We start from the raw sequence: 25,345 nt of genomic DNA, 5'->3' as shown, positions 1-25,345 counted from the left end.
GTGTTAGGCATGCCGCCAGCGTTCGTTCTGAGCCATGATCAAACTCTCAAGTTTATGACACCATCCACCGCCAGCGGAATAACCAGCGGCAAACAGCACATCATCGAGGTGACCTGCTCTGCACATTATCTTCAGGACGCCCGATGCAGCTCGCGCCACACCAAACATCCCATTACGAATGGATACGTGAAGGACATACAGAACAGGCTAAGCTTTGAAACGATACCCGACGCCTCAATAACGCCAGACACCGACAAGCCGCCGCCCGCATGTCCCTTCATCAAATTACAATGTCAAAGAGCCGACAAAAACACCGGCGCTTCGTCAACCCTCTTTGTGGGAGGGTGACACCAGCACCAGATTTTCGGTGACCGAAGCAGCGAACCGTGTGGCCCGTCGCTGCGGTGACGCCCCTCTAGGCGGGGTGATCGGAGCCGTCAAACGCTTTTTGCATTTTTTCCGTCACAAATCGCGCGGCGACGGATTTCCGCGGGTTTACGCGATGTGAAGAAGCGCGCCACTAAGGGGAGCAATGTCCGTCAGCCGCCCCGATTCCACCGAATCCTTCGCCCAGTCCGTACGGCGTGCGGTGATCTGGCGCTCGGGCAGCCAGATCGGCGCGCAGCTGGTGCAATGGGCGGCGACCTTTCTCGTCATCCGCATCCTCGATCCGCGCGACTACGGCCTCTACGCGATGACCGGGGTGGTGCTGGTCTTCCTCAACATGCTCAACGGCTATGGCCTGGCGAGCGGGCTGATCCAGCGCGACGACGTCACGCCGCGGCAGGTGCGGCAGCTGTTCGGCATGCTCATCACGCTCAACCTGTCGCTCGCCGTCGCGCAGATCGCGCTCGCGCCGCTCGCGGCCGCCTATTACCGCCAGCCGGAAGTGGCGGCGCTGCTGCGCGTGCAGACGCTGATCTATCTGTGCACGCCCTTTTCCGCGCTGTCCTACGCCTTGCTCAGCCGCGGGATGGCGTTTCGCGAGCTGGCGACGGCGAATCTCGCCGCCTCGCTCGCCGGGGCGGTCACCGCGCTCGCCGGCGCGCGGGCGGGACTCGGCGTATGGACCTTGGTGTGGGCGCCGATCGCGCTCTATGCGGTGCGCGCGACGATGCTGACGATCGGCGCGCGGTCGCTGATCTGGCCGAGCTTCGACTTTCGCGGCGCCGGGCATCTCGCGCGCTACGGCGGGATGATGGCGGCGGGGCAGTTTTTCTGGTTCCTGCAGAGCCAGGCCGACGTGTTCATCGGCGGCCGGCATTTCGACGCACACCGGCTCGGCATCTATACCACCGCGCTCTTCCTCGCGCAGATCTTCGTGTCGAAATTCGTGCCGCCGCTCAACGAGGTGGCGTTCAGCGCCTATGCGCGCATCCAGCATGACGACGAGGCCGTCGCGCGCGGCTTCATCCGCGCGGTGCGGCTGATCATGGCGCTGGCGCTGCCCTTCTACCTCGGGCTCGCCGCGACCGCCGAGCCGCTGGTGCTGACGATGCTCGATTCGAAATGGGCGGAGGTGGTGCCGGTGGTGCGGCTGATCGCGCTGGCGATGCCGTTCATGACGGTGCAGGTGCTGTTCTCGCCGGCGTGCGATGCGCGCGGGCGACCCGGGATCGGCGCGCGCAACGGCGCGACCGGCGCGGTGCTGCTCGGTCTCGCTTTCCTGGTCGGCGTGCGCTGGGGGCCGATCGGCCTCGCCGCGAGCTGGCTCGTCGCCTATCCGCTCTATCTGATCGCGAGCAGCCGCCGTTCGCTGCCGGTGATCGGCATCCGTGGGCGCGACCTGTTCGGCGCGGTCGCTGCGCCGGCGCTCGCCGCGCTGGTGATGGCGGCGGGCGTGCTGCTGGTCGACTCGCTGCTGCCGCCGCTCGCGCCGCCGCTGCGGCTCGCCGCGCTGGTCGCCACCGGGGTCGCGCTCTACGGCGGCGGGCTGCTGCTGCTCGCCCGCCCGCTGATCCGCGAGCTGATCGCGCTGCTGCGCAAACAGCCGCTGCCCGGCTGATCAGCCGCGCTGGATATAGTCGCGCATCGCCGCGGCCTCCGCCTCGATCCGGTCGATGCGATGTTTGACGAGGTCGCCGATCGAGACGAAGCCGGCCAGCCGCGCGCCGTCGATCACCGGCAGATGGCGGATGCGCCGCCGCGTCATCAGCGACAGCGCGCCGATCACCGGCTCGGATGGCGCGACCTGCTGCACCGGCTTGGTCATCACCTGTGCGAGCGGCGCGTCGAGCGCGGCGACGCCCTGCCTGGCGAGCGAATAGACGACGTCGCGTTCGGAGACGATGCCGACCACCGTGCCGTCGTCGATCACCGGCACCGCGCCGATCCGCCGTTCGGCGAGCAGGCGGACCGCCTGCCCCAGTGTCGCATCGCTGGGCAGCGACACGACCTCGCTGCCCTTGTCACGCAGGATCGCCGCGATCGTCATCCATCCTCTCCTCGCTTCCCGACTCCGTCCGATGCGGAGTCGGTGACACGGCAGGAGATCATGTTTGCAGCAACTTGGCAAAGCCGCCGGCACGCCGTCACGAAAAAGGCCGGCTCCTGGCGGAACCGGCCCTTCGGCATGACGCGATCAACGGCGGATCACTCCGCGGCGGGTGCATCCACGGCGGGAGCGCGAACGCGGCGGCGACGCGGCTTGGGCGCCTCCTCCCCGTCGTTGGCCGCAGCGATGTTGAGCGACGGCGGCAGCCGGTCGGCATCGACGCCGTTGCTCTCCGCGACGGGCGCCGCCTCGGCGGGAGCGGCGGTCGCCTCCGCCTCGGGCTGCGCGTCGCGGCGCGGGCGGCCGCGGCGCGGGCGCGGCGCGAGCACCGGCGAATCGGCTTCCAGCACCGCTTCGGTGCGCTGCTGGAGATCCTCGCCCTCGGCGAGCGGATCGGCGCGGCGCTGGCCGGCGACCTCGACCGGCGTCTCGCTCTCGAAGCGTGGGCGGCGGGTGCGATCCTCGCGCTGCGGACGATCGTCGCGCGCGGCGCGTTCCTCGCGCTGCGGCTGGGCGCGCTCGTCGCGATTGCCACGGTCTTCCCACTGGCGCGGCTGGCGCTCGCCGCGGGCCTCGCGCTGGCCCTGGTCGTTCCGTCCCTGATCGCGCTGGTTCTGTTCGCGCTGGCCCTGCTCGCCGTCCTGATCGCCGGCGCGGATCGGTTCGCCCTCGTCGCCGTAATCGTCGTCGTCGTTGAGGTCGAAGGGCTGCTGCCGCTTGGGCTGATTGTCCTCGAACCGGCCGCGCTGATCGGCGATCACGCGGAAATAATGATCGGCGAACTGGAGGTAATATTCGGTGTTGACCCGATCGCCCTGCCGCTGCGCCTCGCCGGCGAGATTCTTATATTTCTCGAACAACTGGTTCGCGTTGCCGCGCGCGCGGCTGTCGATACGGTTGCCGTTGTCGGGCCGGCCCTGGCCGCCCTGGCGGGGGCCGTTATTGCCACCATTGTTACCGCCACGACCGCGACGGCGGCCGTTCTGCTGCCGATTGTTGATCAAGCTACTGTCCCATGATCAGAGTTAAATGGTCCCTGGACAACCAATCCGGTCGATCGCGGCCTGTCCGCATCGACCAGCCCGACCCGGCACATGCCGGTCGAACCAAGCGCCCTTCCGGGTCGCCGCGCGCCAAAGCAACGCTCGAGCCTGCCACGGCCACCGCGACGGTGGCGTCATGACGAAGGATGCGGGGTCAGCGCCTGACGGTGCGGCCAAAGCGAATGGCGAAAGCTGCTGCAACGTGCCCCGGCCCGACCAATAGCTGGCGCAAGGCCGCTCCGACAAGCGAAATATGCGGACGATGCGTGCCGATTTCAAGCTGCGGCGTCCTGCTCGACCAGCAGGCAGCGGTCGCGCCCGCCGAGATCGCGGTGCAATGTCGCCGTCAGCCCCGCCGCGGCGAACAGCGCGGCCACCGCCGCCGCCTGGCGATGACCGATCTCGACCGCGGCGCAGCCTCTCGCCGCGATCAGTCGCGGCAGCTGGCGGGCGAGGATCCGATAGTCGTCGAGCCCGTCGGCGCCGGCGAACAGCGCCGCCGCCGGTTCGTGTGCGCGCACCTCGTCGGGGAGCGGCTCGTCGCTGCCGATATAGGGCGGGTTGGCGAGGACGAGGTCGAACGCCGCATCGACCGCCGCCGCCCAGTCGCCGCGCACGAAGCCGGCGCGCGACGCGAGGCCGAGCCGCGCCGCATTGGCGCGCGCATAATCGAGCGCGACCGGCGAACGGTCGATCCCCAGCCCGCGCGCCTGCGGCCATTCGTCGAGCGCGGCGAGCAGCAGCGTTCCCGGCCCGGTCCCGAGATCGAGGATGGTGCGCGGCGTCGCGCCCCGCGCCAAAGCGGCAGTGAGCAGCGTCTCGCTGTCGGGGCGCGGCACCAGCACGCCGGGGCCGACCGCCAGCTCGATCGTCCAGAAGCCGCGCCGCCCGGTGATATAGGCGACCGGCTCGTGCGCCGCACGCCGTTCGACCAGCGCCGCGAAGCCGGGCGGCACGACGCGCGCCGGATCGAGCAGCAGCTGCGTCCGCTCGGTCCCCAAGGCATGCGCCATCAGCAGCTCGGCATCGAGCCGTGCGGTCGGCGAGGCGAAGCGCGCCGCGGCGGCGGCGAGCGTCGCGTGCATCGTGCGGGCGAGGTCGGTCATGCGGGTGTCACCTGCGGCCCCTTCCCTGACCTTGTCTGTGACTTGGCCACCTTAGTTCGTCATCCCGGCGCAGGCCGGGATCCATGGACACGGTAACGACGTGAGACGCGCACCATCGGCCGCCCGTAACCATGTATCCCGGCCTTCGCCGGGATGACGAATCGAGGGTCGTGTCGAACGTGGAATACCACACCGCGCGCGCCGAACGCCCCTCACCCGTCGAGCGACGCGAGCCGTTCCGCCTCGTCCTGCGCGATCAGCGCGCCGATCAGTTCGTCCATCTCGCCTTCGAGGATCTCGGGCAGGCGATGCAGCGTCAGGTTGATGCGGTGGTCGGTCACCCGCCCCTGCGGGAAATTATAGGTGCGGATCCGCTCCGACCGGTCGCCCGATCCCACCATCGCCCGCCGCGTGCCCGAGCGTTCGGTGGCGAGCCGCTCGCGCTCCGCCTCATAGAGCCGGGTCCGCAGCACCTTGAGCGCCTTGGCCTTGTTCTTGTGCTGCGACTTCTCGTCCTGCTGGATGACGACGAGCCCGGTCGGCAGGTGGGTGATGCGCACCGCGCTGTCGGTGGTGTTGACCGACTGGCCGCCCGGCCCCGACGAACGATAGACGTCGATGCGCAGATCCTTCGCCTCGTCGATCCGCACGTCGACATCCTCCGCCTCGGGCAGCACCGCGACCGTCGCGGCGGAGGTGTGGATGCGCCCGCCCGCCTCGGTCGCGGGCACGCGCTGGACGCGGTGGACGCCCGCCTCGAACTTCAGCTTGGCGAACACGCCGGTACCGGTGACCGAGGCGACCACCTCCTTGAACCCGCCCGCATCCGATGACGAGCCGCTGATCAGCTCGACGCGCCAGCCCTGCCGCTCGGCATAACGCTGGTACATGCGGAACAGGTCGCCGGCGAACAGCGCCGCCTCGTCACCGCCGGTGCCGGCGCGGATTTCGAGCATCGCCGCGCGCGCATCGGCGGCGTCGCGGGGCAGCAGCGCGAGCGCGAGCCGGCGGTCGGCAGCGTCGAGCGCGGTGCGATTGTCGCGCAGCTCCTCGGCGGCCATCAGCCGCAATTCCTCGTCGCCGGTATCCTCCGCCATATAGGCGAGGCTGTCGGCCTCCTGCCGCAGGCGCCGCACCTCGCCCGCCGCGATCGCGACGGGTTCGAGCTCGGCATATTCCTTCGACACCGCGACGAAGCGGTCGGAGGGCAGATCGCCCGTCGCCATCAGCGCCTGCAATTCGTCGCGCCGCGCCTCGATCTGCGCGATCCGCTCGGGGGAGATGGTGGTCATCGACCCATCCTCCGGGCGGTGGAGCGAGTGCGGAAGCCCCCCACCGTCAGCGCGCCGCGCTGCCACCTCCCCGTGCCGGGGAGGAAGTGCCCCGCGGTCATCGCAGCGCCTCGGCGAGATCGGCGAAGGCCACCTGTCGCTGCTCGCCGCTCGCCAGCGTCTTGAGCTGCGCGACGCCCGCCGCCAGCTCGTCGTCGCCGAGGATGATCGCGGTGCGGGCGCCGAGCGCGTCCGCCTTGGCGAGCCGCTGCTTCATCTTGCCCTTATAGGCCATGTCGACCGCGACGCCGGCCCGGCGCAGCTCGGCGACGAGGCCCGTCGCCCGCGCTTCCGCCGCCGCGCCCATCGGCACGACCACCGCGTCGATCGAGGCTGCCGCCGGCTCCGCGAGCAGCATCGCCAGCCGCTCGACGCCCGCCGCCCAGCCGACGCCCGCGGTCGGCGCGCCGCCGAGGCTCTCGACCAGCCCGTCATAGCGGCCGCCGGCCAGCACCGTCCCCTGCGCGCCGAGCCGGTCGGTGACGAACTCGAAGGCGGTGTGGCGGTAATAATCGAGCCCGCGCACCAGCCGCGGATTGCGCGTCCACGCCACCCCGGCCGCATCGAGCCCGGCGGTGACCGCGTCGAAGAAGGCACGCGCCTCGGCCGTCAGAAAGGCATCGATGTCGGGCGCGGCATCGGCGATCGGCCGGTCACGCGGGTCCTTGGAATCGAGGATGCGCATCGGGTTCTTGTCGAGCCGGACGAGGCTGTCCTCGGACAGCGCGCCGCGATGCGCCTCGAAATGCGCGACGAGGCCCGCCCGCCACGCCTCGCGCGTCTCGGCATCGCCCAAGGTGTTGAGCTGCAGCGTCACACCCTCGGCGATCCCGAGTTCGCGCAGCAGCTGGTCCGCCATCACCAGCAATTCGACGTCCGCCGCCGGCTCGGCCGCGCCGAGCACCTCGGCATCGATCTGGTGGAACTGGCGATAGCGCCCCTTCTGCGGGCGTTCGTAGCGGAACACCGCGCCGCTCGTCGTGATCTTGAGCGGCGCATATTGCTGCCAGCCCTCGGTCAGGAAGGCGCGCGCGATCCCCGCGGTGAATTCGGGCCGCAGCGTCAGCGAATCGCCGCCACGATCGGGGAAGGTGTACATCTCCTTCGACACGACATCGGTGGTCTCGCCGATCGAGCGCGCGAACACCTCGGTCGCCTCGAACACCGGCAGGTCGACGCGGCCGAAGCAATACAGGCGCCGCACGCGTTCGAAGGTGTCGAGCACCTGCGCGAAGCGGCGTTGTTCGTCGCCAAAGATGTCCTGGGTCCCGCGCACCCGGCGCGGCGTTTCGATACGGGCCATATGCGGGCGCTATCTAGGCGAGCCCGCTGCCAAGCGCTAGCACCCGCGCATGAGCCATCCGCAACGTTTTGGGGGAATCGGCAGCCGCATCGCGCCGCCGCGATTCGCGCTGTTCGCCGTGGTCTTCGCGATCGGCCTGGCGGTGCTGATCCCGCGGCTGGGCGCGGGGCGCGGCGCGATGGCGTCGTTCGATACCGCCGCGATCGTCTTCCTGCTGTCCGTCTCGACGCTGTTCGGCCATGGCGAGGCGGCCCGGATGCGGCAGACGGCGCGCGACAATGACGCCAACCGCGCGCTGCTGCTGGCGATCACCGCGGCGACGATGGTGGTGATCCTGGTCGCGGTGGCAGGCGAGCTGAAGGGCCGCAACGATGCCTTTGCGATCGCGCTCGTCATCACCACGCTCGTGCTCGCCTGGCTGTTCTCCAACATGGTCTATGCGCTGCATTACGCGCATCTCTTCTACCTCGCCGATGGCGAGGATGCGGCGGCGGACGCCGGCGGACTCGAATTCCCGTCGTGCAAGGAACCCAATTACTGGGACTTCCTCTATTTCAGCGCGACGCTGGGCATGACCTTCCAGACCTCCGACGTGTCGATCACCTCGCGCCGCATCCGCCGCGTCGTGCTCGGCCATTGCCTCGCCGCCTTCGTCTTCAATCTCGGCGTGCTGGCGTTCACGATCAACGTGCTGGGCGGCGGCGGCAATTAGGCCGCCGACCGGGGCGTGACGGGGGATCCCGCCGGCGCTTCGCCACCCGCCGGTCCTCGCCGCACCGTCATCGGCAAAGGACTGGACGGGTGACCTTTTGGGCGCTTACACTTTCGCCATTCCTTCAGCTGAAAGCGCTCCATGATCCGCACGTCCGCCGTCGTCTTCCTGCTCTCCGCCGCCGCGCCCGCCTTTGCCCAGGTGCCCGCCGGCAACAGCGCGCCGCAGCCGGCGCCGTTCGTCGATACGATCCCCGCCCCGCGCGACGTCCCCTATCCCGGCACGCTCAAGGTCGCGGTCGATGCCACGGATACCGATCGCGGCATCTTCCGGGTCAAGGAGACGATCCCCGTCGCGCAGGCCGGCGCGATGGCCCTGCTCTTCCCCAAGTGGCTGCCGGGCGCGCATTCGCCGCGCGGCGAGATCGAGAAGCTCGCCGGACTGGTGATCCGCGGCAACGGCCGCATCCTGCCGTGGACGCGCGATCCGGTCGACGTCTTCGCCTTCCACATCGACGTGCCTGCCGCGGTGAAGACGCTGGACGTCGAATTCCAGTTCCTGTCGGCGACCAAGCCCGATCAGGGCCGCATCGCGGTGACCCCCAACCTCATCAGCATGCAGCCCAATTCGGTCAGCCTCTATCCGGCGGGCTATTTCACCCGGCAGATCCCGGTGCAGATGACGGTGACCTATCCGACCGGCTGGACCGCGGCGAGCGCGCTGCCGTCCAAGGCGGCGGGATCGACTTACACCTACGACAAGACCAATTACGAGATCCTGGTCGATTCGCCGATGCTCGCCGGCCGCTACGGCAAGACCTGGCCGCTCAGCCCGCGCGTCAACCTCAACGTCTTCGCCGACTCGCCCGACCTGCTCGCCGCCAAGCCCGAGCAGATCGACGCGCACAAGCGGCTGGTCGATCAGGCGGTGAAGACCTTCGGCGCCCAGCATTACGACCATTATGACTTCCTGCTGTCGCTGTCCGACCAATTGGGCGGCATCGGCCTCGAACATCATCGCAGCTCGGAAAACGGCTCGCGGCCGACCTATTTCACCGAATGGGACAGCAACGTCGCCGCGCGCAACCTGCTGCCGCATGAATTCACCCACAGCTGGGACGGCAAGTTCCGCCGCGGCGCCGACCTGTGGACGCCCGATTACCGCACGCCGATGCGCGGATCCTTGCTGTGGGTCTATGAGGGGCAGACGCAATTCTGGGGCTATGTGCTGCAGGCACGCTCGGGCCTGGTCAGCAAGCAGGATACGCTCGATGCCTATGCGGGCATCGCCGGCAATTACGACCTCGCCCCGGCGCGGCGCTGGCGCGACCTCGTCGACACCACCAACGATCCGGTGATCTCCGCGCGCAAGCCGAAGGGCTGGACGAGCTGGCAACGGTCGGAGGATTATTACAACGAAGGCCTGCTGGTCTGGATGGAGGTCGACGCGATGCTCCGCCAGCAGTCGGGCGGCACCAAGTCGATCGACGATTTCGCCCGCGCCTTCTTCGGCGTGCGCGACGGCGACTGGGGCGAGCTGACCTATCGCTTCGAGGATGTCGCCGCGACGCTCAACGCGATCCAGCCCTATGACTGGGCCGGCTTCCTCACCAAGCGGCTGACCGAGACCGGCCAGCGGGCACCGGTCGACGGTTTCGCGATGAACGGCTATACGCTCGTCTATGGTCCCGAGCCGACCAAATACTTCACCAATGCGGAAAAAAGCGGGACGATCAACGTCACCTATTCGGTCGGCCTGTCGATCGCCAAGGACGGCGAGGTCGCGCAGGTGATCTGGGATTCGCCCGCATTCAAGGCGGGGCTCGACGTCGGTACGGTAATCGCCGCGGTCAATGGCAATGCGTATAGCGGCGACGCGATGAAGGCGGCGATCGTCACTGCGCAAACGTCCAAGGATCCGATCCGTTTATTGCTCAAGAATGGGCCACGTTATCGTGAAGTTGCCATCGACTATCATGGTGGCCCGCGGTATCCGCACCTGCAGAAGACCGGCACCGGCGAAACCGGTCTCGACAAGCTTCTGATGCCGCGGTGAACCGCGGCCGACACGACTGACAAGGGAACTCCATGCGTATCGATCTGATTCCGGTCGGCAAGAACCCGCCCGACGACCTCAACGTCATCATCGAGGTGCCGACCGGCGGTGAGCCGGTGAAGTATGAATTCGACAAGGCGAGCGGCGCGCTGTTCGTCGACCGTATTCTGCACACGCCGATGCGCTACCCGGCCAATTACGGTTTCGTGCCGCATACGCTGTCGCCGGACGGCGATCCGCTCGACGCGCTGGTGATCGCACGCTCGCCCTTCATCCCCGGCTGCGTCGTCCGCGCCCGGCCGATCGCGGTGCTCAACCTCGAGGACGAGGCCGGCGGCGACGAGAAGCTGGTCTGCGTCCCCGTCGATCAGGTCTTCCCATATTATTCGAACGTCGGCGGCCGCGCCGACGTGCCGGAGATCGTGTTCGAGCAGATCGAACACTTCTTCACGCACTATAAGGACCTCGAGAAGAAGAAGTGGGTGCGTGTCGGCACCTGGGGCGATCGCGACGAGGCCCGCCGCATCACGCTCGAGGCGATCGAACGCTATGACGCCGCCAAGGCGCAGGGCGAAGAGCCGCACAATCACGAAGTGCCGGGCCGCGAATAAGCCCGGGCAGGCGCCGGTTCAGCCGGCGCCTGCGGCAAGACGGGTCAGCGCCGCGCCGCTGACCCGCTGCACCGTCCATTCGTCCATGCCGATCGCGCCCATGCGGCGATAGAAAGCGATCGCGTCGCTGTTCCAGTCGAGCACCGACCATTCGAAGCGCGTACAGCCGCGCGCCACCGCCAGCCCCGCGACATGGCGGAGCAGCGCGCCGCCGACCCCGCGCCCGCGCGCCTCCGGCGTGACGTAGAGATCCTCCAGATAAACGCCACACCGACCGGTCCAGGTCGAGAAATTGTGGAAGAACAGCGCAAAGCCCTGCGCCACGCCGTCCGCCTCGGCGATCACCGCCTCCGCCGCCGGGCGCTCGCCGAACAGCGCCTCCGCCAGCAACTCCTCGGTCGCCACCACGGCATCGGGTTCGCGCTCGAACGCGGCCAGTTCGCGGACGAAGCGCAGGAGGGTGGCGACATCGTCGCGGGTGGCGGCGCGGATCATAAGGCAGCTTCCGTTTGCGGGGCGGGCGCCGGGCGGCGCACCGCGTAGAGACAGCCGGCGATGATGAACAGCGCACCGCCGACGGTATAGGGCGACACGCGCTCGCCGAAGACGAGCCAGCCGAACAGCGCCGACCAGATGAAGGCGGTATATTCGGTCGTCGCCAGGCTCTGCGCCTCGGCCCGCGCATAGGCCCAGGCGAGCGCCACCGCGGACACCGAGCCGAGTGCGGCGGCGAGCAGCACCGCCGGCAGCTGCCCCGGCTGCGGCAGGGTGCCGAACCACGGCGCGGCGAGCAGCATCCAGCCGCTCAGCACCAGGCTGGTGAACAACGCCACCTCGATCGGATCGGCCGCCTGCGCCTGCTGGCGGAGCAGCACGAGGCTGACCGCATAGATCAGCGAGGCGGCGAGGATCGCGATGCTGCCCGCCACCACCGCGTCGGAGGCATGCGCCTGCACCTGTCCCGCCGCGATGATCAGCACGCCGAGACTGGCGACGAGCGACCCGGCGATCGCCGTGCGCCGGATCCGCTCGCCCAGCGCCAGCCCGGCGAGGAACAGCGCGATCAGCGGCGCCAGAAAGGTCAGCGCGACGCCCTGCGCCATCGGCACGCGGGCGAGCCCCCAGAAGAACAGCAGCACCGATGCGCCCCCGGTGCTCCCCCGCAGGACGTGCAGCCGCAGCGCGCGCCGCCCCGGCCAGCGCGTCCGCCGCGCGACGAACACCGGCGCGAGCAATGCCACCCCGACCAAAGACCGCCACAGCACAGCGGCATAGGCCCCGCTCGCGATCGACAGCCCCTTCATCACCGTGTCCATCGCCGAATAGACGGCGATCCCCGTCGCGGCGACGGCGAAGGCGGCATGGGTGGCAGCGGCGGGCTTCATCGGATCAGGCGGATGTCGAGGTCGAGACCGAGCGTGAGCCATTTGTCGTCGGCGGTCAGGATCGACCAACCGGTTGCCATGCCGAGTGAGAGGCAGGCCCGATCGGCAAACGACGTATCGGTACCGGCGACGCGGGGGTGCAAGGCGGCGCAGAGGCGCGCCTGCGCGGTATCGAACGCGGTGATCTCGACGGCCAACTTCGTCAATTGCGTTTCGACGTCGCGACGATCGATGCCTTTGCGAGCCACTTTGTGGAACACCTCGTCCGCATTCACCGCGCTCAGCAATGCACCGCGACTTTTGCTGAGCACATGCCCGCCGCCCGGCTCCCCGAAGACCATCGCCAGCACCGCCGACGAGTCGAGAATGACGGTCACCCGCGCTCCTTCGCTTCGCGTTGCGCCTCCGCCCGCCGCTCGGCGATGAGCTCATCGACGACGCTACCGCCCGGCAATGCCTTGTCCCGCATCGCCCGAAACACCTGCTCGACCTCTCGCTGGACCTGGTCGTGCGTTTTCAGCACGATCGCTCCGTCGTCGTTACGATCGACCGTCAGCCAGTCACCCTGCCGGATGCCAAGCTCACGCCGGATGTCGGCCGGGATAACCACCGTGCCGCCATCGCTTACGCGTGCCTGCTGAGTCATGCCCATCCCTTTCGCCGATTTCGGCCTGGTTCAGAAGCGCACTCGCTCCACCACATGGTGACAAACATCGCCGGCGGCGCCACGCTGGTCACAGCCGATCATCGCCCCTTAGGCCGCAGCCACCGCCGGTACCGGCTGCGCCGCCGCTTCCGCCGCATCGATCTCGGCTGCCTTGGCCTCGACCAGCCGGACGATGTGGTCGATCATCCCCTCGTCCTGGACGTGATGATCGGTGACGCCGGACAGATAGACCATATGCTTGCCGTTGCCGCCGCCGGTGATGCCGATGTCGGTCTCGCGCGCCTCGCCGGGGCCGTTGACGACGCAGCCGAGCACCGACAGGCTCATCGGCGTGCGGATATGCTGCAGCCGTTCCTCCAGCGCCTGGACGGTGCGGATCACGTCGAAGCCCTGGCGCGCGCACGACGGGCAGGAGACGACGCGCACGCCGCGGTTGCGGATGCCGAGCGCCTTGAGGATCTCGAAACCGACGCGCACCTCGTCCTCGGGCTCGGCGGAGAGCGAGACGCGGATCGTGTCGCCGATCCCGTACCAGAGCAGGCTGCCGATGCCGATCGACGACTTGACCGTGCCGCCGACGAAGCCCCCCGCCTCGGTGATGCCGAGGTGCAGCGGGCAATCCACCGCCTCGGCGAGCTGCTGATAGGCGGCGACCGCGAGGAACAGGTCGGACGCCTTCACCGCGACCTTATATTCGTGGAAGTCGTGGTCCTGGAGCAGCTTGATATGATCGAGCGCCGATTCGACCAAAGCATCCGGGCACGGCTCGCCATATTTTTCGAGCAGGTCCTTCTCGAGGCTGCCGCCGTTGACGCCGATGCGGATCGAACAGCCGTTCGCCTTGGCGGCGCGCACCACCTCGGCGACGCGCTCCGACGAGCCGATGTTGCCCGGATTGATCCGCAGGCAGGCCGCGCCGGCATCCGCCGCTTCCAGCGCGCGCTTGTAGTGGAAATGGATGTCGGCGACGATCGGCACGCGTGATCCGCGGACGATCTGCTTGAGCGCCGCGGTCGATTCGACGTCGGGGCAGGAGACGCGGATGATGTCGACGCCCGCCTCCTCGCAGCGGCGGATCTGATCGATCGTCGCGCGGATGTCGGGGGTGGGCGTGTTGGTCATCGTCTGCACGGTGACCGGCGCGTCGCCGCCGACGGGAACGGTGCCGACCATGATCTGGCGGCTCGGACGGCGGATGATATCGCGCCACGGACGTAAGGACATGGGGGATATATACAGCGTTCGGGTTGCGGTTCAAAGACGCTGGTGTAGGCGTCCCCCGGTGACGACGCCGCGCGCCCCGATCCCTCGCCACTATGGCCTCGACTGGCTGCGCGTCGCCGCCTTCGCGATCCTGATCGTCTATCATGTCGGCATGGTCTTCGTGCCCTGGGGGTTCCACGCCAAGAGCGCGCATGGCGCCGCCTGGGCGGTGCTGCCGATGCTCGCGGTCAATGCGTGGCGGCTCAGCCTGTTGTTCGTCGTCTCCGGCTATGCCTCGCGCGCGCTGCTCGGCCGTGCCGCCGGTCCCGGCCGCTTCCTGCGCCAGCGCAGCCTGCGCCTGCTCGTCCCCCTCGCCTTCGGCATCGCCGTCATCGTCCCGCCGCAACCCTGGGTCGAGCTGGTGACGCAGCATGGCTATGCCGGCAGCTTCCTCACTTTCTGGACGCACGATTACTTCCGGTTCGCGCCGCTCGGCGGGATCGTGCTGCCCGCGGTCAACCATCTGTGGTTCGTCCTCTACCTGTGGCTCTACACCGTCGTCCTCGTACTGCTCGTCATGCTGGTGCGCTGGCGCGGCGCGCAGCGGGCGTTCGATACGGTCTTCGGCGGGCCGGGACTGCTGGTGCTGCCGATCGCTTGGCTGGTGTGCATCCACGGCTGGTGGTTCCCGATGGGCTATGAGACGCAGAACCCGTTCGACGATGCGATGGCGCATTGCCTCTATCTCCCCGCCTTCCTGTTCGGCTTCGCGCTGGCGGGGTCGGCGCCGGTGATCGCCGCCTGCGTGCGGTGGCGGTGGCCGGCGGCGGCGCTGGCGCTCGCCGGCTATGGCGTCATCCTCGCCATCGAGCTCGGCCAGAGCACGATCGCGCCGCGCTGGCTCTATCCCGTCTACGGCGCCGCGCATGCGGTGCAGCAATGGGGGGCGATCGTCGCGCTGCTCGGCTTTGCGGAGCGGCACTGGAACCGCGATTCGGGGCTGCGCCCGACGCTGACCGAAGCCGTCTTCCCCTTCTATCTCGTCCATCAGACGATCCTCGTCGTCGTCGCCTATTGGCTGATCCCGGCGGGCCTGCCGGGCGGCGTCGAATTCCTGTTGCTCGTCGCGGCGACGATCCTCGGCTGCTTCGCCTTCTACCGGATCGGCCGGCGGATCGCGTGGCTGCGCCCGCTGATCGGCCTGCGCCCGTTGCCCCACCCCAAGCCCGAGGTTGCCCCATGACCGCCACGCCAGACTGGTCGCTCGTCCTCCACGGCGGCGCCGGATCGATCGAGCGCCACCGGCTCACCGCCGCGCAGGACGAGGGCGTCCGCGCCGCGCTCGGCCTCGCGCTCGATGCCGGCGGCGCGATCCTCGCCGACGGCGGCAGCGCGCTCGACGCGGTCGAGGCGGCGGTGCGCGTGCTGGAGGAGGACCCGCATTTCAACGCCGGCCGCGGCGCCGCCTTCAGCCGCGACGGGACGATCGAGCTCGACGCGGCGATCATGGACGGGCGCAGCCGGGCCGCCGGCGCGGTCGCCGGCCTGACCGTGACGCGCTCGCCGGTCGGCCTCGCCCGCCGGGTGATGGAGGCGAGCCCGCATGTGCTGCTGAGCGGCGCGGGAGCCGAAGCCTTCGCCCGCGAACAGGGGATCGCCGCGGTCGACCCCGGCTGGTTCGCCACCGACGAACGCCGCCGCCAGCTCGACGAACTGCTCGCCCGCAACGCCGACGCCTTCGATGTCGACATGAAATACGGCACGGTCGGCGCGGTGGCACGCGATCGCGCCGGCAGTCTCGCCGCGGCGACCTCGACCGGCGGCGTCACCGGCAAGCGCTGGGGCCGGATCGGCGATTCGCCGCTGATCGGCGCGGGCACCTTTGCCGACGACCGTTCGGTCGCGGTGTCGTGCACCGGATCGGGCGAATATTTCATCCGCATCGGCGTCGGCCATGAGATCGGCGCGCGCGTCCGCCTGTCGGGCGAGTCGCCGCAGGCCGCCGCCGATGCGGTGATGGCGGAGGTGCGCGCGCTCGGCGGCACCGGCGGCGTCATCGTCACCGCCCCCGGCGGCGAGGTGGTGTGGAGCTTCACCACCCCCGGCATGTACCGCGCCCGCGCCACCGCCGCGGGGCTGCGCGAGGTGGCGGTCTACGGCGACGAGTGACGCCACGATCTGGACACGATCGATTGCCAGCCTGACGGCCATGATCCGCCGACTCGCGCTGCTCGCCGCCGCCTTCCTCGCCACCGCAGAGACGCTGCCGCCGGCGCCCGCGGTGCTGACACCGTATCTGAAAGACGGCACCTTCGATCCGGGCGACTATGGCTATCTGCGCGGTCGATTCGACGGCGCGACGGCGGCGCAGGTGGCGGACTGGGCTGCGGTACAGGCGTGGCTCAAGCACTGCCGCGCCGTCAGCCTGGCGGAGGTCCGGGCGCAATTGGTCGCCGCGGGGGTTACCGACCCTGCCGTGACGGCGGGTCGGTTCGGCGAGGCGCCGTGTGGCGCGATCGACATGGCCTATCCGCAGGCCGACCCGGGGAAAGACTGGGCGCTCTTTCAGACCAGACTTGCGAGCGCGCGACGGATCGCGTCGACGCTGATCTGGTCGGCTGCCCTGGCGCAGGGCGTCGGTGATAACGGCGATACGTTGCCGGCCCGATTGATCGCCCGGCCGATCACCGATCAGGTGCTGCGGCTGTCGCTCTCATGGAATGCGGGCGAGCAGAAGGGCGCGCCGCCGCTCGATCCGATGGAGGCAGGCATCGTCCGCGCGTTGACGTGGTCGGCGATCCGCGCACGCGACCATGCCAATACCGCCTGGATGAAGACGGTGGTAGCGGAGCACGGCTGGCCGACGATCGCCCAGGTCGGGGCGCAGGCCTCGAACAGCGCGTGGCTGCTGGTCCAGCATGCCGACGACGATCCGGTATTTCAGCTCCGCATGCTGCGGCTGATGGAGCCGCTCGCCCGGTCGGGGCAGGTTGCGGCCGGCGATTACGCGCTTCTGTACGATCGTGTGATGCTGCAGACGACCGGGAAGCAGCGTTACGGCACGCAATGGACCTGCGCAGATGGCATGTCGCAGCCGCAGGCGTTGGAGGATCGCGGCAAGGTCGAGGCCTATCGCACCGCGGCGGGGCTTGAGCCGCTCGCAACCTATGGCGCCCGCCTGGCGCGACTTTACGGCCCCTGCCCGCCGGCATCGCATTGAGATAAGGCGCTTCTAGCCGTCGCGATCCGCCGCTATGGGCTACGCCCATGAAAATGCTCCGCTTTGTCGCCGCCATACTGCCGGCGCTGGGTTTCGCCGCGCCGGCGTCCGCCTATTGGGAATTCGGGCACCAGACGGTGGCGCGGATCGCTTATGCCAATGTCACGCCGCGCACGCAGGCGGCGATCCGCACGCTGCTGGCCGAGACGCCGCTGCTCGACACGCCCGAATGTCCGGCGACGACGATCGAGGGGGCGAGCACCTGGGCCGATTGCGTCAAGCCGCTCAAGGGGCCGGACGGCAAGTCGCGCTTCGGCTATGCCTATAACTGGCACTTTCAGGACGTGAACATCTGCCAGCCGTTCACGCTCGAAGAGGCGTGCAAGGACGGCAATTGCGTCTCCGCGCAGATTACCCGCGACGTCGCGATCCTCAAGGATCGCCGCGCCCCCGCCAAGGCGCGCGCGCAGGCGCTCGTCTTCCTGATCCACTTCGTCGGCGATCTCCACCAGCCGCTCCACGCCGGCGAGAAGGGCGACAAGGGCGGCAACGACGTCGCCGCCGTCTATGGCGGCTATGGCCCGCGGCGCTTCAACCTGCATTCGATCTGGGACGGCACGCTCGCCGAGCGCGCGATCACCAGCGGTCCGTCGCTGGTGCGCCGCTACCCGGCGGCGGAGCGGCGCCGCATCGCCGCCGGGACCGTCACCGACTGGAGCCGCGAATCGTGGCAGGTCGCGCATGACGTCGTCTATGCGAGCGCGCTGCACGGCGACCCCTGCGCGCCCTCGCCTGCCAAGGTGTCGCTCGACGAGGCGACGATCGAGAAGATCGTCCCCGTCGCGCGGCTGGAGGTGGAGCGCGGCGGCCTGCGGCTGGCCAAGCTGCTCGATCAGGCGCTCGGCTGAGGCTGTCGCGCGGCGGCGCGGAGGGGGATGCGCGTGCGGCAGGCGCGGTCCGCCGCACGATTCGTCGCGGCTGACAAACCACAGCGCCTTGCGCGACGCTACTGGGCGAACCCGAATCTAGGCCATCGCCCCCGCGCTGATCACCGGCTGCGTATCCTGCTCGCTGCACAGCACCACCAGCAGGTTGGAGACCAGCGCCGCGCGCCGGTCGTCGTCGAAGGTGATGATGTTCTTGTCGGCGAGCTGCTTCACCGCCAGCTCGACCATCCCGACCGCGCCGTCGACCAGCGCGGTGCGCGCCGCGATCACCGCCTGCGCCTGCTGCCGGCGCAGCATCGCACCGGCGATCTCCTGGGCATAGGCAAGGTGGGTGAAGCCGCATTCGTCGACGGTGATCCCCGCCACTGCCAGCCGTGCGATCAGCTCGTCGCGCAGCGCGGCGCTGACCTGCGCATGGCCGGCGCGCAGCGTCACCTCGCTCGGATCGTGATCGTCATAGGGATAGCGCGAGCCGATCGTCCGCACCGCCGCCTCGATCTGCACCTGCGTGAAGTCGCGGAGATAATCGACGTCGAACAGCGCCTGCGCCGTATCCGTGACGCGCCACACCACCTGCGCGGCGATCTCGATCGGGTTGCCGCGCAGGTCGTTGACCTTGATTTTCTCGGACAGGACGCTGTTGGCGCGGAGCGAGATCTTGCGGGCGGTCGCCCAGGGCAGCGTCCAGCGCAGGCCGGTGACGCGATCGGTGCCGTGATAGCGGCCGAACACGATGATCGCCGCGGCATGATTGGGCTGCAACATGTAGAAGCCCTTGGCGACGAAGATCACCCCGGCGACCGCCGCGATGAGAACGACATCGCCGATCACCGACCCTGCCGCCACCTGTGGCATAGCGACGATGCCGATCACCGCCAGCGCCGCGACGAGCGCGAGCATCGTGTAACCACCGGTCGCACCGGCCCGGCGCTCCTTCGAGCGCGTCAATTCCTGTTCCATCGCCGCCCCCGCGCTGCCCATCCTTCCTTATAGCGGCGGCGCAGGGGGCGAGGGCATCACGCCGGCAGATCGGGCGGGTCCGTCGAACCCGCCCCCACCGGCATGCGCGTCAGTTGAGCACCACCGTCACCGAGCGGCGGTTCTGCGCCCAGCTCGCCTCGTCCGACCCCAGCGCCACCGGGCGCTCCTTGCCGTAGCTGATCGTCGTCAGCCGCGACGGGTCGATACCCCTGGCGACCAGATAGTTCTTCGCGGCATTGGCGCGGCGGTCACCCAGCGCGAGATTGTATTCGCGCGTGCCACGTTCGTCGGCATGGCCCTCGATCGTCGCCCGCACCTGCGGATAGCGCTGCAGCCACGTCGCCTGACTGTCGAGGATCGCGCGCGCCTCGCTGTCGATGTCGCTCTGGTCGAGGCCGAACAGAATCGTGTTCGAGCTGACCGAACGGCGGAAGTCGGCATCCGAACCCGGGACGATCGCGCCGTCGGCATTACCGCTGGTGGCGGGCGGCGGCGTCATGCCGGCATTCTGGTCGACCGGCGGCGGCGGCAGCTGCTTGGGCTTGTGCGCGCAGGCGCCGAGCGAGGCGAGCGCCGCAGCGGTCAGCAGGGTGTGGGTCAGTCTGGCCATCGTCGTATCTCCCGTGGATGATGAACGTATCGCGGATCAGGGGCGCAGCGGCCCCCAGGCAGGGTCCGACCCGTCGAGCGGCGTCGGGATCTTGCGTTCGACCTGTCCGGTCAGATCGACCATCCACAGATCGGCGCGCCCGCCGCTGCCCTGGCCGGTGCGATAGAAGGTGATGACGCGGCCGTTGGGCGACCAGCTCGGCCCCTCGTCCTGCCCGCCGGTGAGGATCTTCTCGCCCCCGCCGGACGGCGACATCGTGCCGATACGGAAGGCGCCGCCCAATTTGGTGAAGGCGATCAGGTCGCCGCGCGGGCTCCATACCGGCGTCGCATAGCGGCCGCCGCCGAAGCTGATCCGCTGCTGGCCCGATCCGTCGGCGTTCATCACATAGATCTGCTGCCCGCCCGACCGGTCGCTTTCGAAGACGATGCGCGATCCGTCGGGCGAATAGCTGCCGCCGGTGTCGATCCCCGGCGAGGTGGTGAGCCGCTGCGGCGTGCCGCCCTGCGCCGAGACGCGGTAGATGTCGGTATTGCCGCCCTGCGCCATCGAGAAGAGGATCCAGCGCCCGTCCGGCGAGAAGCGCGGCGCGAAGGTCAGCGCGGCATTCTGCACCACCCGCCGCGGCCGCCCCGAGCCGAGATCGTAGACGTAGATCGACGGCCGGTCGTTCTCGTAGCTCATATAGACGATCGACTGCTGGTTCGGCGCGAAGCGCGGCGTCAGCACGATCGACTGACCGTTGGTGAGGAAACGGTGGTTGGCGCCGTCCTGATCCATGATCGCCAGCCGCTTGATGCGCTTGCCCTTCGGCCCCGTCTCGCTGACGTAGACGACGCGGCTGTCGAAATAGGGGCCCTCGCCGGTCAGCCGCGCATAGACCATGTCGGCGCATTTGTGCCCGGCGCGCCGCCAGTCGGAGGGCGAGACGACGAAGCCCGAGCGGGTCAGCTCGATCTTCGACGACACGTCATACAGGTAGCAGCCGATCGTCAGATTGCCGTCGCCGGTGGCACGGACGAAGCCCTGCACCAGCGCCTGCGCCCCGGTGCCGCCCCAGTAATCGAACGCCGGGGCATTGACCTCCTGGAAGCCGACGGGCCGCAACTGCCCCGCGCCGAGCGGCGAGAACAGGCCGGAGTTCTTGAGATCGTTGGCGATGATCTCCGCCATCTGCCGGCCGAGCGCGTCGGTCGATCCGGCGGGGGTCGAGACGATCTGCGCGGTCGGCATCGCCGGGATCGCGATCGGCAGCGGCGCCGAGACGCCGCCGGTGACCGAGACCTCGAGCGGCGCCGCCTCCTGCCCCGCCGCGGTCGCCGGCTGCTGCGGCGCGGGGGCTGGCGCAGGCGCGGGTGCCGATGCGGTCTGGGCGAGCGCCGGCACGGCGGCGGTGACGGAAAGCGCGATGAGCAACGACCGGATCATGACCTCAAACCCTTTTCGCACCTGATTGTCCCGTGGAGACGCATGCCGTCCCCCTTAGCCCGTTCGCCCTGACCCTGTCGAAGGGCAGTGGGTCGCATGCGCCCGCCTCGGATCGCGCCGGCGGCTTCGACAGGCTCAGCCCGCCCGGTGGACGCGGACGCCTGCGCCCCCGTCATTGCAGCTTCCACTGGAAGTTGATGTTGTTCCAGCCGCCCGACGGCGTCGAATAATATTCCGCCGGCAGCTTGAGCGGCGCACAGCCCTTGAACGCGGCGATGCCGAGATCGACGACGCGCTGCTTGTAGCGCTCATTCTCATCGGTGACGCCCGACTGGCGGACCATGCGCGGCGTCGCGGCGAGCGTGCCGTCCTCGTTGAGCCGCAGGTTGAGCGTCGTCACGATCTCGTTCGCGCCCGGCCCCGGATTGACCTGGCGATCGGCGCACGGCTGGATCTGGCGCGCGATCGCCTGGACGATCGAGGCCATGGCGCGGCCGTCGATCTTGGCGGCGCGCGGCGCGGTCGATTTGCTCGGCGACGGATCGCTGCTCAGCCCGGCGAGGAAATCGTCGCCGAGTCGCGAACCGCGCGGCCTGGCGGCCTTGGACGATTCACTGCTGCCCGATCCCTTGGCGGCGGCGGGCTTGGCCGGCTTGGCGGCGCTGCTCGACGGCTTGGCGGCGGACTTGGCCGGCGCGGCGGGTGCCGCCTTGGCGGGCTTGGCCGGCGCAGGCTTGGCGGGCGCCTCGGCCGGCCGCGGCTTGGGCTTGGCCGGCACCGGTTTGGGGGCGGGCGCGGGCTTGGGCGCAGGCTTTGGCGGCGCCGGTTTGGCCGGAGCGGGTTTGGCGGGCGCCGGCTTGGGCGGCGTCGGCTTGGGCGGGGCCGGCTCGGGCTGCGGCGCGGGCGGTGCGGGTTCCGGCTCGGGCGCCGGTTCCTCGGCGGGAGCGGGCGGCGCGGCATCCTCGGGCGCGCCGGCGTCGGGCGCGACCGATTGCGCCGGCGGCGTCACCGCCTGCGGCGCGCTCGCCTCGAGCGCGACGTCGGGGACGAGGCTCACCTCCATCGGCGTCTGCTGGAGCTTTTCCGGATTGGGCGTGGCGAGGAAGCCGACCGACAGCAGGCCGAAGAGCACGACGTGCCCGACGACCGCTATCCCCAGCCCGATCCGCTCCGCCCGATCCATCAGCGCGCGCTTCCGCCTTCGACGGTGAGCAGCGAGACGCGGTTGAGCCCGGCGCGGTTGAGCTCGCCCATCACCCGCATCACCCGCCCGTAATCGAGCGCACGGTCGGCGCGCAGGAACACCTGCGGCGGCTGTCCGCCCGCCTGCACCGCGGCGATCTGTTCGAGCCGCTGCGGCAGCGCCGTCTCGACGATCTCCTCGTCGTCGAGGTACAGCTTGCCCGCCGCGTCGAGCGACAATTGTACCGGCTTCTGGTCCTGGTCGAGCGCCTTGGCGCGGCTGTCGGGCAGATTGACCGGCACGCCCGCGGTGAGCAGCGGCGCGGTGACCATGAAGATGATCAGCAGCACCAGCATCACGTCGACCAGCGGCGTGACGTTGATGTCCGCCACCGGCGCGCGTCGGCCGCGACCGCGGTTGGAGGGCAGGTTCATGCTCATCGCCGGCTTACCGCCCCGAATCGAGCTGACGCGACAGCGTCGTGTGGAAACCGTCGGCGAAGCGATTAAGCGCCGCCTCGATCCGGTTCACGCCATGGCTGAAGCGATTGTAGGCGATCACCGCGGGGATCGCCGCGAACAGGCCGATCGCGGTCGCGAACAGCGCCTCGGCAATCCCCGGCGCGACCACCGCAAGCGAGGAATTCTGCGCCTGGGCGATGCCGGTGAAGCTGCGCATGATCCCCCAGACGGTGCCGAACAGCCCGACGAACGGCGCGACCGAACCGATCGTCGCGAGGATGTTGAGCCGGTCGGAAATCGTGTCGATCTCCAGCGCCGCCGCCGCGCCCATCGCGGTGGCGAGCCGCTCGCGCGTGCCGCTCTTGTCGATCGCGCCGCCCGCGGTCGAACGGCGCCATTCCTTCACCCCGGCGACGAAGACCCGCGCCGAGGGCAGATCCTTGTCCGCCTCCGCCTTGTAGAAGGCGTCGATATCCTCGGCCTTCCAGAAGTCGCGCTCGAACCCCGTCATGCCCTTGCGGATGCGGCCGAGCCGCCGCCAGAAGGCGATGATCAGCGCCCAGGTCCAGATGCTGGCGAACAGCAGCCCCGCCATCACGACCTTCACCACCAGATCGGCCTGGAGGAAGAGCGCGACGGGCGACAGCGTCGCCGCATCCATGTTGAACACCGGATTCATGAGTTGGTCCCCTGCCAGATCAGGCGTTGGTAGATATCCGTCCAGGCGGCCGGCTGACGCGTCGGCCGCCCCGACGGCGCGACCAGCGCCACCGTGACCTCGGCCTCCGCCAGCACATGCGAACCGCGCCTGACTGTGTGATGAATGACGGTGCTGGCCGCGCGCACCCGCATCACCCGGCTGACGACGATCAGGGCATCGTCGAGTCGCGCCGGCGCGCGATAGCGGATGGCGAGATCGGCGACCGCATAGGCGCCGCCGCCCGATTCGTGCGTCGCGCGCTGGTCGATCCCGGCGAGCCGCAGCATGTCGGAGCGGGCACGCTCCATGTAGCGCAGATAATTGGCATGATAGACGACGCCCGACAGATCGGTGTCCTCGAAATAGACGCGCACGGCGAACCGGTGCTCGCGCCCCGCGAACCGTCCTGCCTGCGGCTGGTCCTCGTCCGTCATCGCGGCCGGCGTTAACCGAACCTTGCCGCCGGGGAAACCCTATTGACGGATGTAACGCATGGGTTACATATCACCTGTAGGTTACAGGAGGGCGTGATGGACACGATCGAATTGGCGGAACGCACCAGTCGCGCCTGGGCGCTGATGCTGTACCTGATGGGAGCGATGCTGTTGCTCTCCGAACTCTGCGGCATGATCCTGCTGCGCCGCGACTTCGTCGACGGGTTCTGGCTGGGCGTCGCGCTGGTCTGCGCGCTCACGCTGCTGCCGTGGCGGCGATGGCTGAAGCCGAACAGCGCGCTGAACAAGGTGCTGGAAGACGAAGTGGTGCGCGAACACCGGCGGATGAGCTGCACCGCTGGCTTCTGGGCCAGCCTTGTCGCCGCGCTCGTCACTGCCCCGTTTGCGCATGACGCGATGATCGGCGGCTATGACGTCGCTCGCATCGTCGCCACCGCGGGCCTGTTTGCCGCGATGATCAGCTTCGCCACACTCGAGCTGCGCGCCGCCCGGTGAGCGAGCTGCGCAACAGCCTGAAGGAGGAACGCGAGCGGCTGGGCCTGACCCAGGCGGCGCTCGCCGAGCGCGTCGGGGTCAGCCGCAAGACGATCAACACCGTCGAGAATGGCGTCTTCATCCCCTCGACGTTGCTCGCGCTCAAGCTCGCCGCGGCGTTACAGCGGCCGGTCGAATCGCTGTTCCGAATCAGTTCGTGACGGTCGCCGCGCTTTCGGCGAACACGCTCGGATCGAGCGTCAGCCGGGGGCGCGGCGGCGGCGCGGCGGCGGGCACCGCCTGGACCGCGAGCACGCGCGGCGCCGGCGCGACCGGGGCGAGCGCCATCCGCGTCTCGGCGGCGCGTTGCGCCCGCCAGGCGTCGTAGGCGGCGTAGAAATCGGTGAACGGCTTTTCGAGCACCGCCAGCCGGCCCGCGGCGAAGGCCGGCAGATCCGCCGGCGCGATCGTCGCACCATCGGCGAGCGTCGCCGCCGCGGCGTTGCAGAAGGCCTCGCGCGCCTGGCTCTGCGAGAAGAAATTGTAGAGCCGCGTCATCTCGTCGTCATAGCGATCCTGCCAGTCGCCGCCGCCCGCTTTGTATTCGGCCGTCAGCCGCGCCTGCGCCGTGCCGAGCCCGTCCTTCTGCCTCGCGAGCAAGGCGTTATAGCCGGCGATGATCGCCGCCTCGTCCGGCCCGCGGCAGGCGAGCGCCGCGACGTTGAGCGCGGCGCGCAGATGCCACACGGTTCCGTCGGCGGAGAGGTTGCGATTGGGCGTCGCATAACGGCCATCCGCCATCAGCGCCGGGATCTGCATGCCGACATAGGCGCCCCTGGGCATCGCCAGCGGCGCCGGCGTCGGTGTCGCCACGGGCTGCGGCGGCGCCACCGCGACCCGCTTGGGCCGCACCGCACAGCCCGCGAGCAAGGCCAGTCCGATCCCGGTAAGCGCTATGATCTGCCGCATCGCCTCG

The 25,345-nt window shown here is 69.4% G+C and carries 29 protein-coding genes; 11 read left to right on the top strand and 18 right to left on the bottom strand.

Annotation, left to right across the window (positions count from 1 at the left end; genetic code table 11):
- On the top strand, window positions 1–348 hold a 348-nt coding region (locus BW41_RS21910), incomplete at its 5' end, for a hypothetical protein (RefSeq protein WP_235199819.1).
- Window positions 349–532: 184 nt separating this feature from the next.
- Complete coding sequence (locus BW41_RS17720; RefSeq protein ID WP_037536139.1) at window positions 533–2,005, top strand: lipopolysaccharide biosynthesis protein; 1,473 nt, start codon at window positions 533–535, stop codon at window positions 2,003–2,005.
- On the opposite strand, the gene BW41_RS17715 is transcribed toward BW41_RS17720, so the two are convergent.
- The 5 genes from BW41_RS17715 to hisS all read right to left on the bottom strand — a co-directional run bounded on the left by BW41_RS17715 (window position 2,006) and on the right by hisS (window position 7,277).
- Window positions 2,006–2,434, bottom strand: a complete 429-nt coding sequence (locus BW41_RS17715; RefSeq protein WP_037536136.1) for a CBS domain-containing protein — start codon at window positions 2,432–2,434, stop codon at window positions 2,006–2,008.
- Between the two features lie 158 nt (window positions 2,435–2,592).
- A complete protein-coding gene (locus tag BW41_RS17710; RefSeq protein WP_037536133.1) occupies window positions 2,593–3,498 on the bottom strand; it encodes a DUF4167 domain-containing protein in 906 nt (301 codons plus the stop codon).
- A 314-nt stretch (window positions 3,499–3,812) separates the two neighbouring features.
- Window positions 3,813–4,643 (bottom strand): peptide chain release factor N(5)-glutamine methyltransferase, encoded by an 831-nt coding sequence (gene prmC / locus BW41_RS17705; protein ID WP_037536132.1) that lies wholly within the window; start codon window positions 4,641–4,643, stop codon window positions 3,813–3,815.
- A 212-nt stretch (window positions 4,644–4,855) separates the two neighbouring features.
- Window positions 4,856–5,935 (bottom strand): peptide chain release factor 1, encoded by a 1,080-nt coding sequence (prfA, locus tag BW41_RS17700; RefSeq protein WP_037536130.1) that lies wholly within the window; start codon window positions 5,933–5,935, stop codon window positions 4,856–4,858.
- Between the two features lie 97 nt (window positions 5,936–6,032).
- Entirely contained in the window at window positions 6,033–7,277 is a 1,245-nt protein-coding gene (gene hisS, locus BW41_RS17695; RefSeq protein ID WP_037536128.1) for a histidine--tRNA ligase, read from the bottom strand.
- 49 nt (window positions 7,278–7,326) lie between these two features.
- Between hisS and BW41_RS17690 the strand changes: the two genes are divergently transcribed.
- From BW41_RS17690 to ppa, 3 genes are all read left to right on the top strand, one after another.
- Complete coding sequence (locus tag BW41_RS17690; protein WP_037536126.1) at window positions 7,327–7,989, top strand: DUF1345 domain-containing protein; 663 nt, start codon at window positions 7,327–7,329, stop codon at window positions 7,987–7,989.
- Between the two features lie 141 nt (window positions 7,990–8,130).
- The gene (locus BW41_RS17685; RefSeq protein WP_037536124.1) at window positions 8,131–10,044 is read left to right on the top strand and encodes a M61 family metallopeptidase; all 1,914 of its coding nucleotides are present in this window, start codon (window positions 8,131–8,133) and stop codon (window positions 10,042–10,044) included.
- 32 nt (window positions 10,045–10,076) lie between these two features.
- The gene (ppa, locus tag BW41_RS17680; RefSeq protein ID WP_037536123.1) at window positions 10,077–10,655 is read left to right on the top strand and encodes an inorganic diphosphatase; all 579 of its coding nucleotides are present in this window, start codon (window positions 10,077–10,079) and stop codon (window positions 10,653–10,655) included.
- An 18-nt stretch (window positions 10,656–10,673) separates the two neighbouring features.
- Here ppa and BW41_RS17675 read toward each other — a convergent pair whose 3' ends face one another.
- The 5 genes from BW41_RS17675 to ispG form a co-directional block, all read right to left on the bottom strand.
- Window positions 10,674–11,150 (bottom strand): GNAT family N-acetyltransferase, encoded by a 477-nt coding sequence (locus BW41_RS17675; protein WP_037536122.1) that lies wholly within the window; start codon window positions 11,148–11,150, stop codon window positions 10,674–10,676.
- Window positions 11,147–12,040: a DMT family transporter gene (locus BW41_RS17670; RefSeq protein ID WP_037536121.1), complete on the bottom strand. Its 894-nt coding sequence runs from the start codon at window positions 12,038–12,040 to the stop codon at window positions 11,147–11,149. The genes BW41_RS17675 and BW41_RS17670 overlap by 4 nt, the downstream gene beginning before the upstream one ends.
- Window positions 12,037–12,417, bottom strand: a complete 381-nt coding sequence (locus BW41_RS17665) for a type II toxin-antitoxin system VapC family toxin (protein WP_037536120.1) — start codon at window positions 12,415–12,417, stop codon at window positions 12,037–12,039. The genes BW41_RS17670 and BW41_RS17665 overlap by 4 nt, the downstream gene beginning before the upstream one ends.
- Window positions 12,414–12,686 carry an AbrB/MazE/SpoVT family DNA-binding domain-containing protein gene (locus BW41_RS17660; RefSeq protein WP_037536119.1) on the bottom strand — a complete coding sequence of 91 codons (273 nt, stop codon included), beginning with the start codon at window positions 12,684–12,686 and terminating at the stop codon, window positions 12,414–12,416. Before BW41_RS17660 ends, BW41_RS17665 begins: the two co-directional genes overlap by 4 nt.
- A 108-nt stretch (window positions 12,687–12,794) precedes the next feature.
- Complete coding sequence (gene ispG / locus BW41_RS17655; protein WP_037536117.1) at window positions 12,795–13,931, bottom strand: flavodoxin-dependent (E)-4-hydroxy-3-methylbut-2-enyl-diphosphate synthase; 1,137 nt, start codon at window positions 13,929–13,931, stop codon at window positions 12,795–12,797.
- A gap of 58 nt (window positions 13,932–13,989) precedes the next feature.
- Between ispG and BW41_RS17650 the strand changes: the two genes are divergently transcribed.
- From BW41_RS17650 to BW41_RS17635, 4 genes are read left to right on the top strand one after another with little or no spacing between them, the layout of a single operon-like run.
- Window positions 13,990–15,153 carry an acyltransferase family protein gene (locus BW41_RS17650; RefSeq protein ID WP_235199818.1) on the top strand — a complete coding sequence of 388 codons (1,164 nt, stop codon included), beginning with the start codon at window positions 13,990–13,992 and terminating at the stop codon, window positions 15,151–15,153.
- Window positions 15,150–16,079, top strand: coding sequence for an isoaspartyl peptidase/L-asparaginase family protein (locus tag BW41_RS17645; protein ID WP_037536116.1), 930 nt, complete (start codon window positions 15,150–15,152; stop codon window positions 16,077–16,079). Before BW41_RS17650 ends, BW41_RS17645 begins: the two co-directional genes overlap by 4 nt.
- Before the next feature lie 40 nt (window positions 16,080–16,119).
- Window positions 16,120–17,130 (top strand): DUF6624 domain-containing protein, encoded by a 1,011-nt coding sequence (locus BW41_RS17640; RefSeq protein ID WP_037536115.1) that lies wholly within the window; start codon window positions 16,120–16,122, stop codon window positions 17,128–17,130.
- A gap of 47 nt (window positions 17,131–17,177) precedes the next feature.
- Window positions 17,178–18,038 carry a S1/P1 nuclease gene (locus BW41_RS17635; protein ID WP_037536114.1) on the top strand — a complete coding sequence of 287 codons (861 nt, stop codon included), beginning with the start codon at window positions 17,178–17,180 and terminating at the stop codon, window positions 18,036–18,038.
- Window positions 18,039–18,155: 117 nt separating this feature from the next.
- Here BW41_RS17635 and BW41_RS17630 read toward each other — a convergent pair whose 3' ends face one another.
- The 7 genes from BW41_RS17630 to BW41_RS17600 all read right to left on the bottom strand — a co-directional run bounded on the left by BW41_RS17630 (window position 18,156) and on the right by BW41_RS17600 (window position 23,874).
- Window positions 18,156–19,037, bottom strand: a complete 882-nt coding sequence (locus BW41_RS17630; protein WP_037536200.1) for an SPFH domain-containing protein — start codon at window positions 19,035–19,037, stop codon at window positions 18,156–18,158.
- A gap of 109 nt (window positions 19,038–19,146) precedes the next feature.
- Window positions 19,147–19,668 (bottom strand): peptidoglycan-associated lipoprotein Pal, encoded by a 522-nt coding sequence (gene pal, locus BW41_RS17625; RefSeq protein WP_037536112.1) that lies wholly within the window; start codon window positions 19,666–19,668, stop codon window positions 19,147–19,149.
- Window positions 19,669–19,704: 36 nt separating this feature from the next.
- Window positions 19,705–21,096, bottom strand: coding sequence for a Tol-Pal system beta propeller repeat protein TolB (gene tolB / locus BW41_RS17620; protein WP_037536106.1), 1,392 nt, complete (start codon window positions 21,094–21,096; stop codon window positions 19,705–19,707).
- A gap of 172 nt (window positions 21,097–21,268) precedes the next feature.
- Entirely contained in the window at window positions 21,269–22,279 is a 1,011-nt protein-coding gene (locus tag BW41_RS17615) for a hypothetical protein (protein ID WP_037536105.1), read from the bottom strand.
- Window positions 22,279–22,719 (bottom strand): protein TolR, encoded by a 441-nt coding sequence (tolR, locus tag BW41_RS17610; RefSeq protein WP_037536103.1) that lies wholly within the window; start codon window positions 22,717–22,719, stop codon window positions 22,279–22,281. The genes BW41_RS17615 and tolR overlap by 1 nt, the downstream gene beginning before the upstream one ends.
- A gap of 7 nt (window positions 22,720–22,726) precedes the next feature.
- Window positions 22,727–23,419, bottom strand: a complete 693-nt coding sequence (gene tolQ, locus BW41_RS17605; RefSeq protein ID WP_037536101.1) for a protein TolQ — start codon at window positions 23,417–23,419, stop codon at window positions 22,727–22,729.
- On the bottom strand, window positions 23,416–23,874 hold the full coding sequence (locus BW41_RS17600; protein ID WP_037536099.1) for a YbgC/FadM family acyl-CoA thioesterase: 459 nt from the start codon (window positions 23,872–23,874) through the stop codon (window positions 23,416–23,418). Before BW41_RS17600 ends, tolQ begins: the two co-directional genes overlap by 4 nt.
- Window positions 23,875–23,970: 96 nt before the next feature.
- Between BW41_RS17600 and BW41_RS17595 the strand changes: the two genes are divergently transcribed.
- Together BW41_RS17595 and BW41_RS17590 are read left to right on the top strand one after the other, a co-directional pair.
- On the top strand, window positions 23,971–24,390 hold the full coding sequence (locus BW41_RS17595) for a hypothetical protein (protein ID WP_037536097.1): 420 nt from the start codon (window positions 23,971–23,973) through the stop codon (window positions 24,388–24,390).
- On the top strand, window positions 24,387–24,590 hold the full coding sequence (locus BW41_RS17590) for a helix-turn-helix transcriptional regulator (protein WP_037536096.1): 204 nt from the start codon (window positions 24,387–24,389) through the stop codon (window positions 24,588–24,590). Before BW41_RS17595 ends, BW41_RS17590 begins: the two co-directional genes overlap by 4 nt.
- Here BW41_RS17590 and BW41_RS17585 read toward each other — a convergent pair.
- Window positions 24,580–25,338, bottom strand: coding sequence for a hypothetical protein (locus BW41_RS17585; RefSeq protein WP_037536095.1), 759 nt, complete (start codon window positions 25,336–25,338; stop codon window positions 24,580–24,582). The two genes, BW41_RS17590 and BW41_RS17585, sit on opposite strands and share 11 nt — an antisense overlap.
- Window positions 25,339–25,345: the final 7 nt, after the last annotated feature.

It is taken from the genome of Sphingomonas sp. RIT328, assembly GCF_000632225.1.
Classification (GTDB): domain Bacteria; phylum Pseudomonadota; class Alphaproteobacteria; order Sphingomonadales; family Sphingomonadaceae; genus Sphingomonas; species Sphingomonas kyungheensis.
Note: the sequence above shows the minus strand (reverse complement) of the source record. Positions and strands in the feature narration are given on the sequence as shown.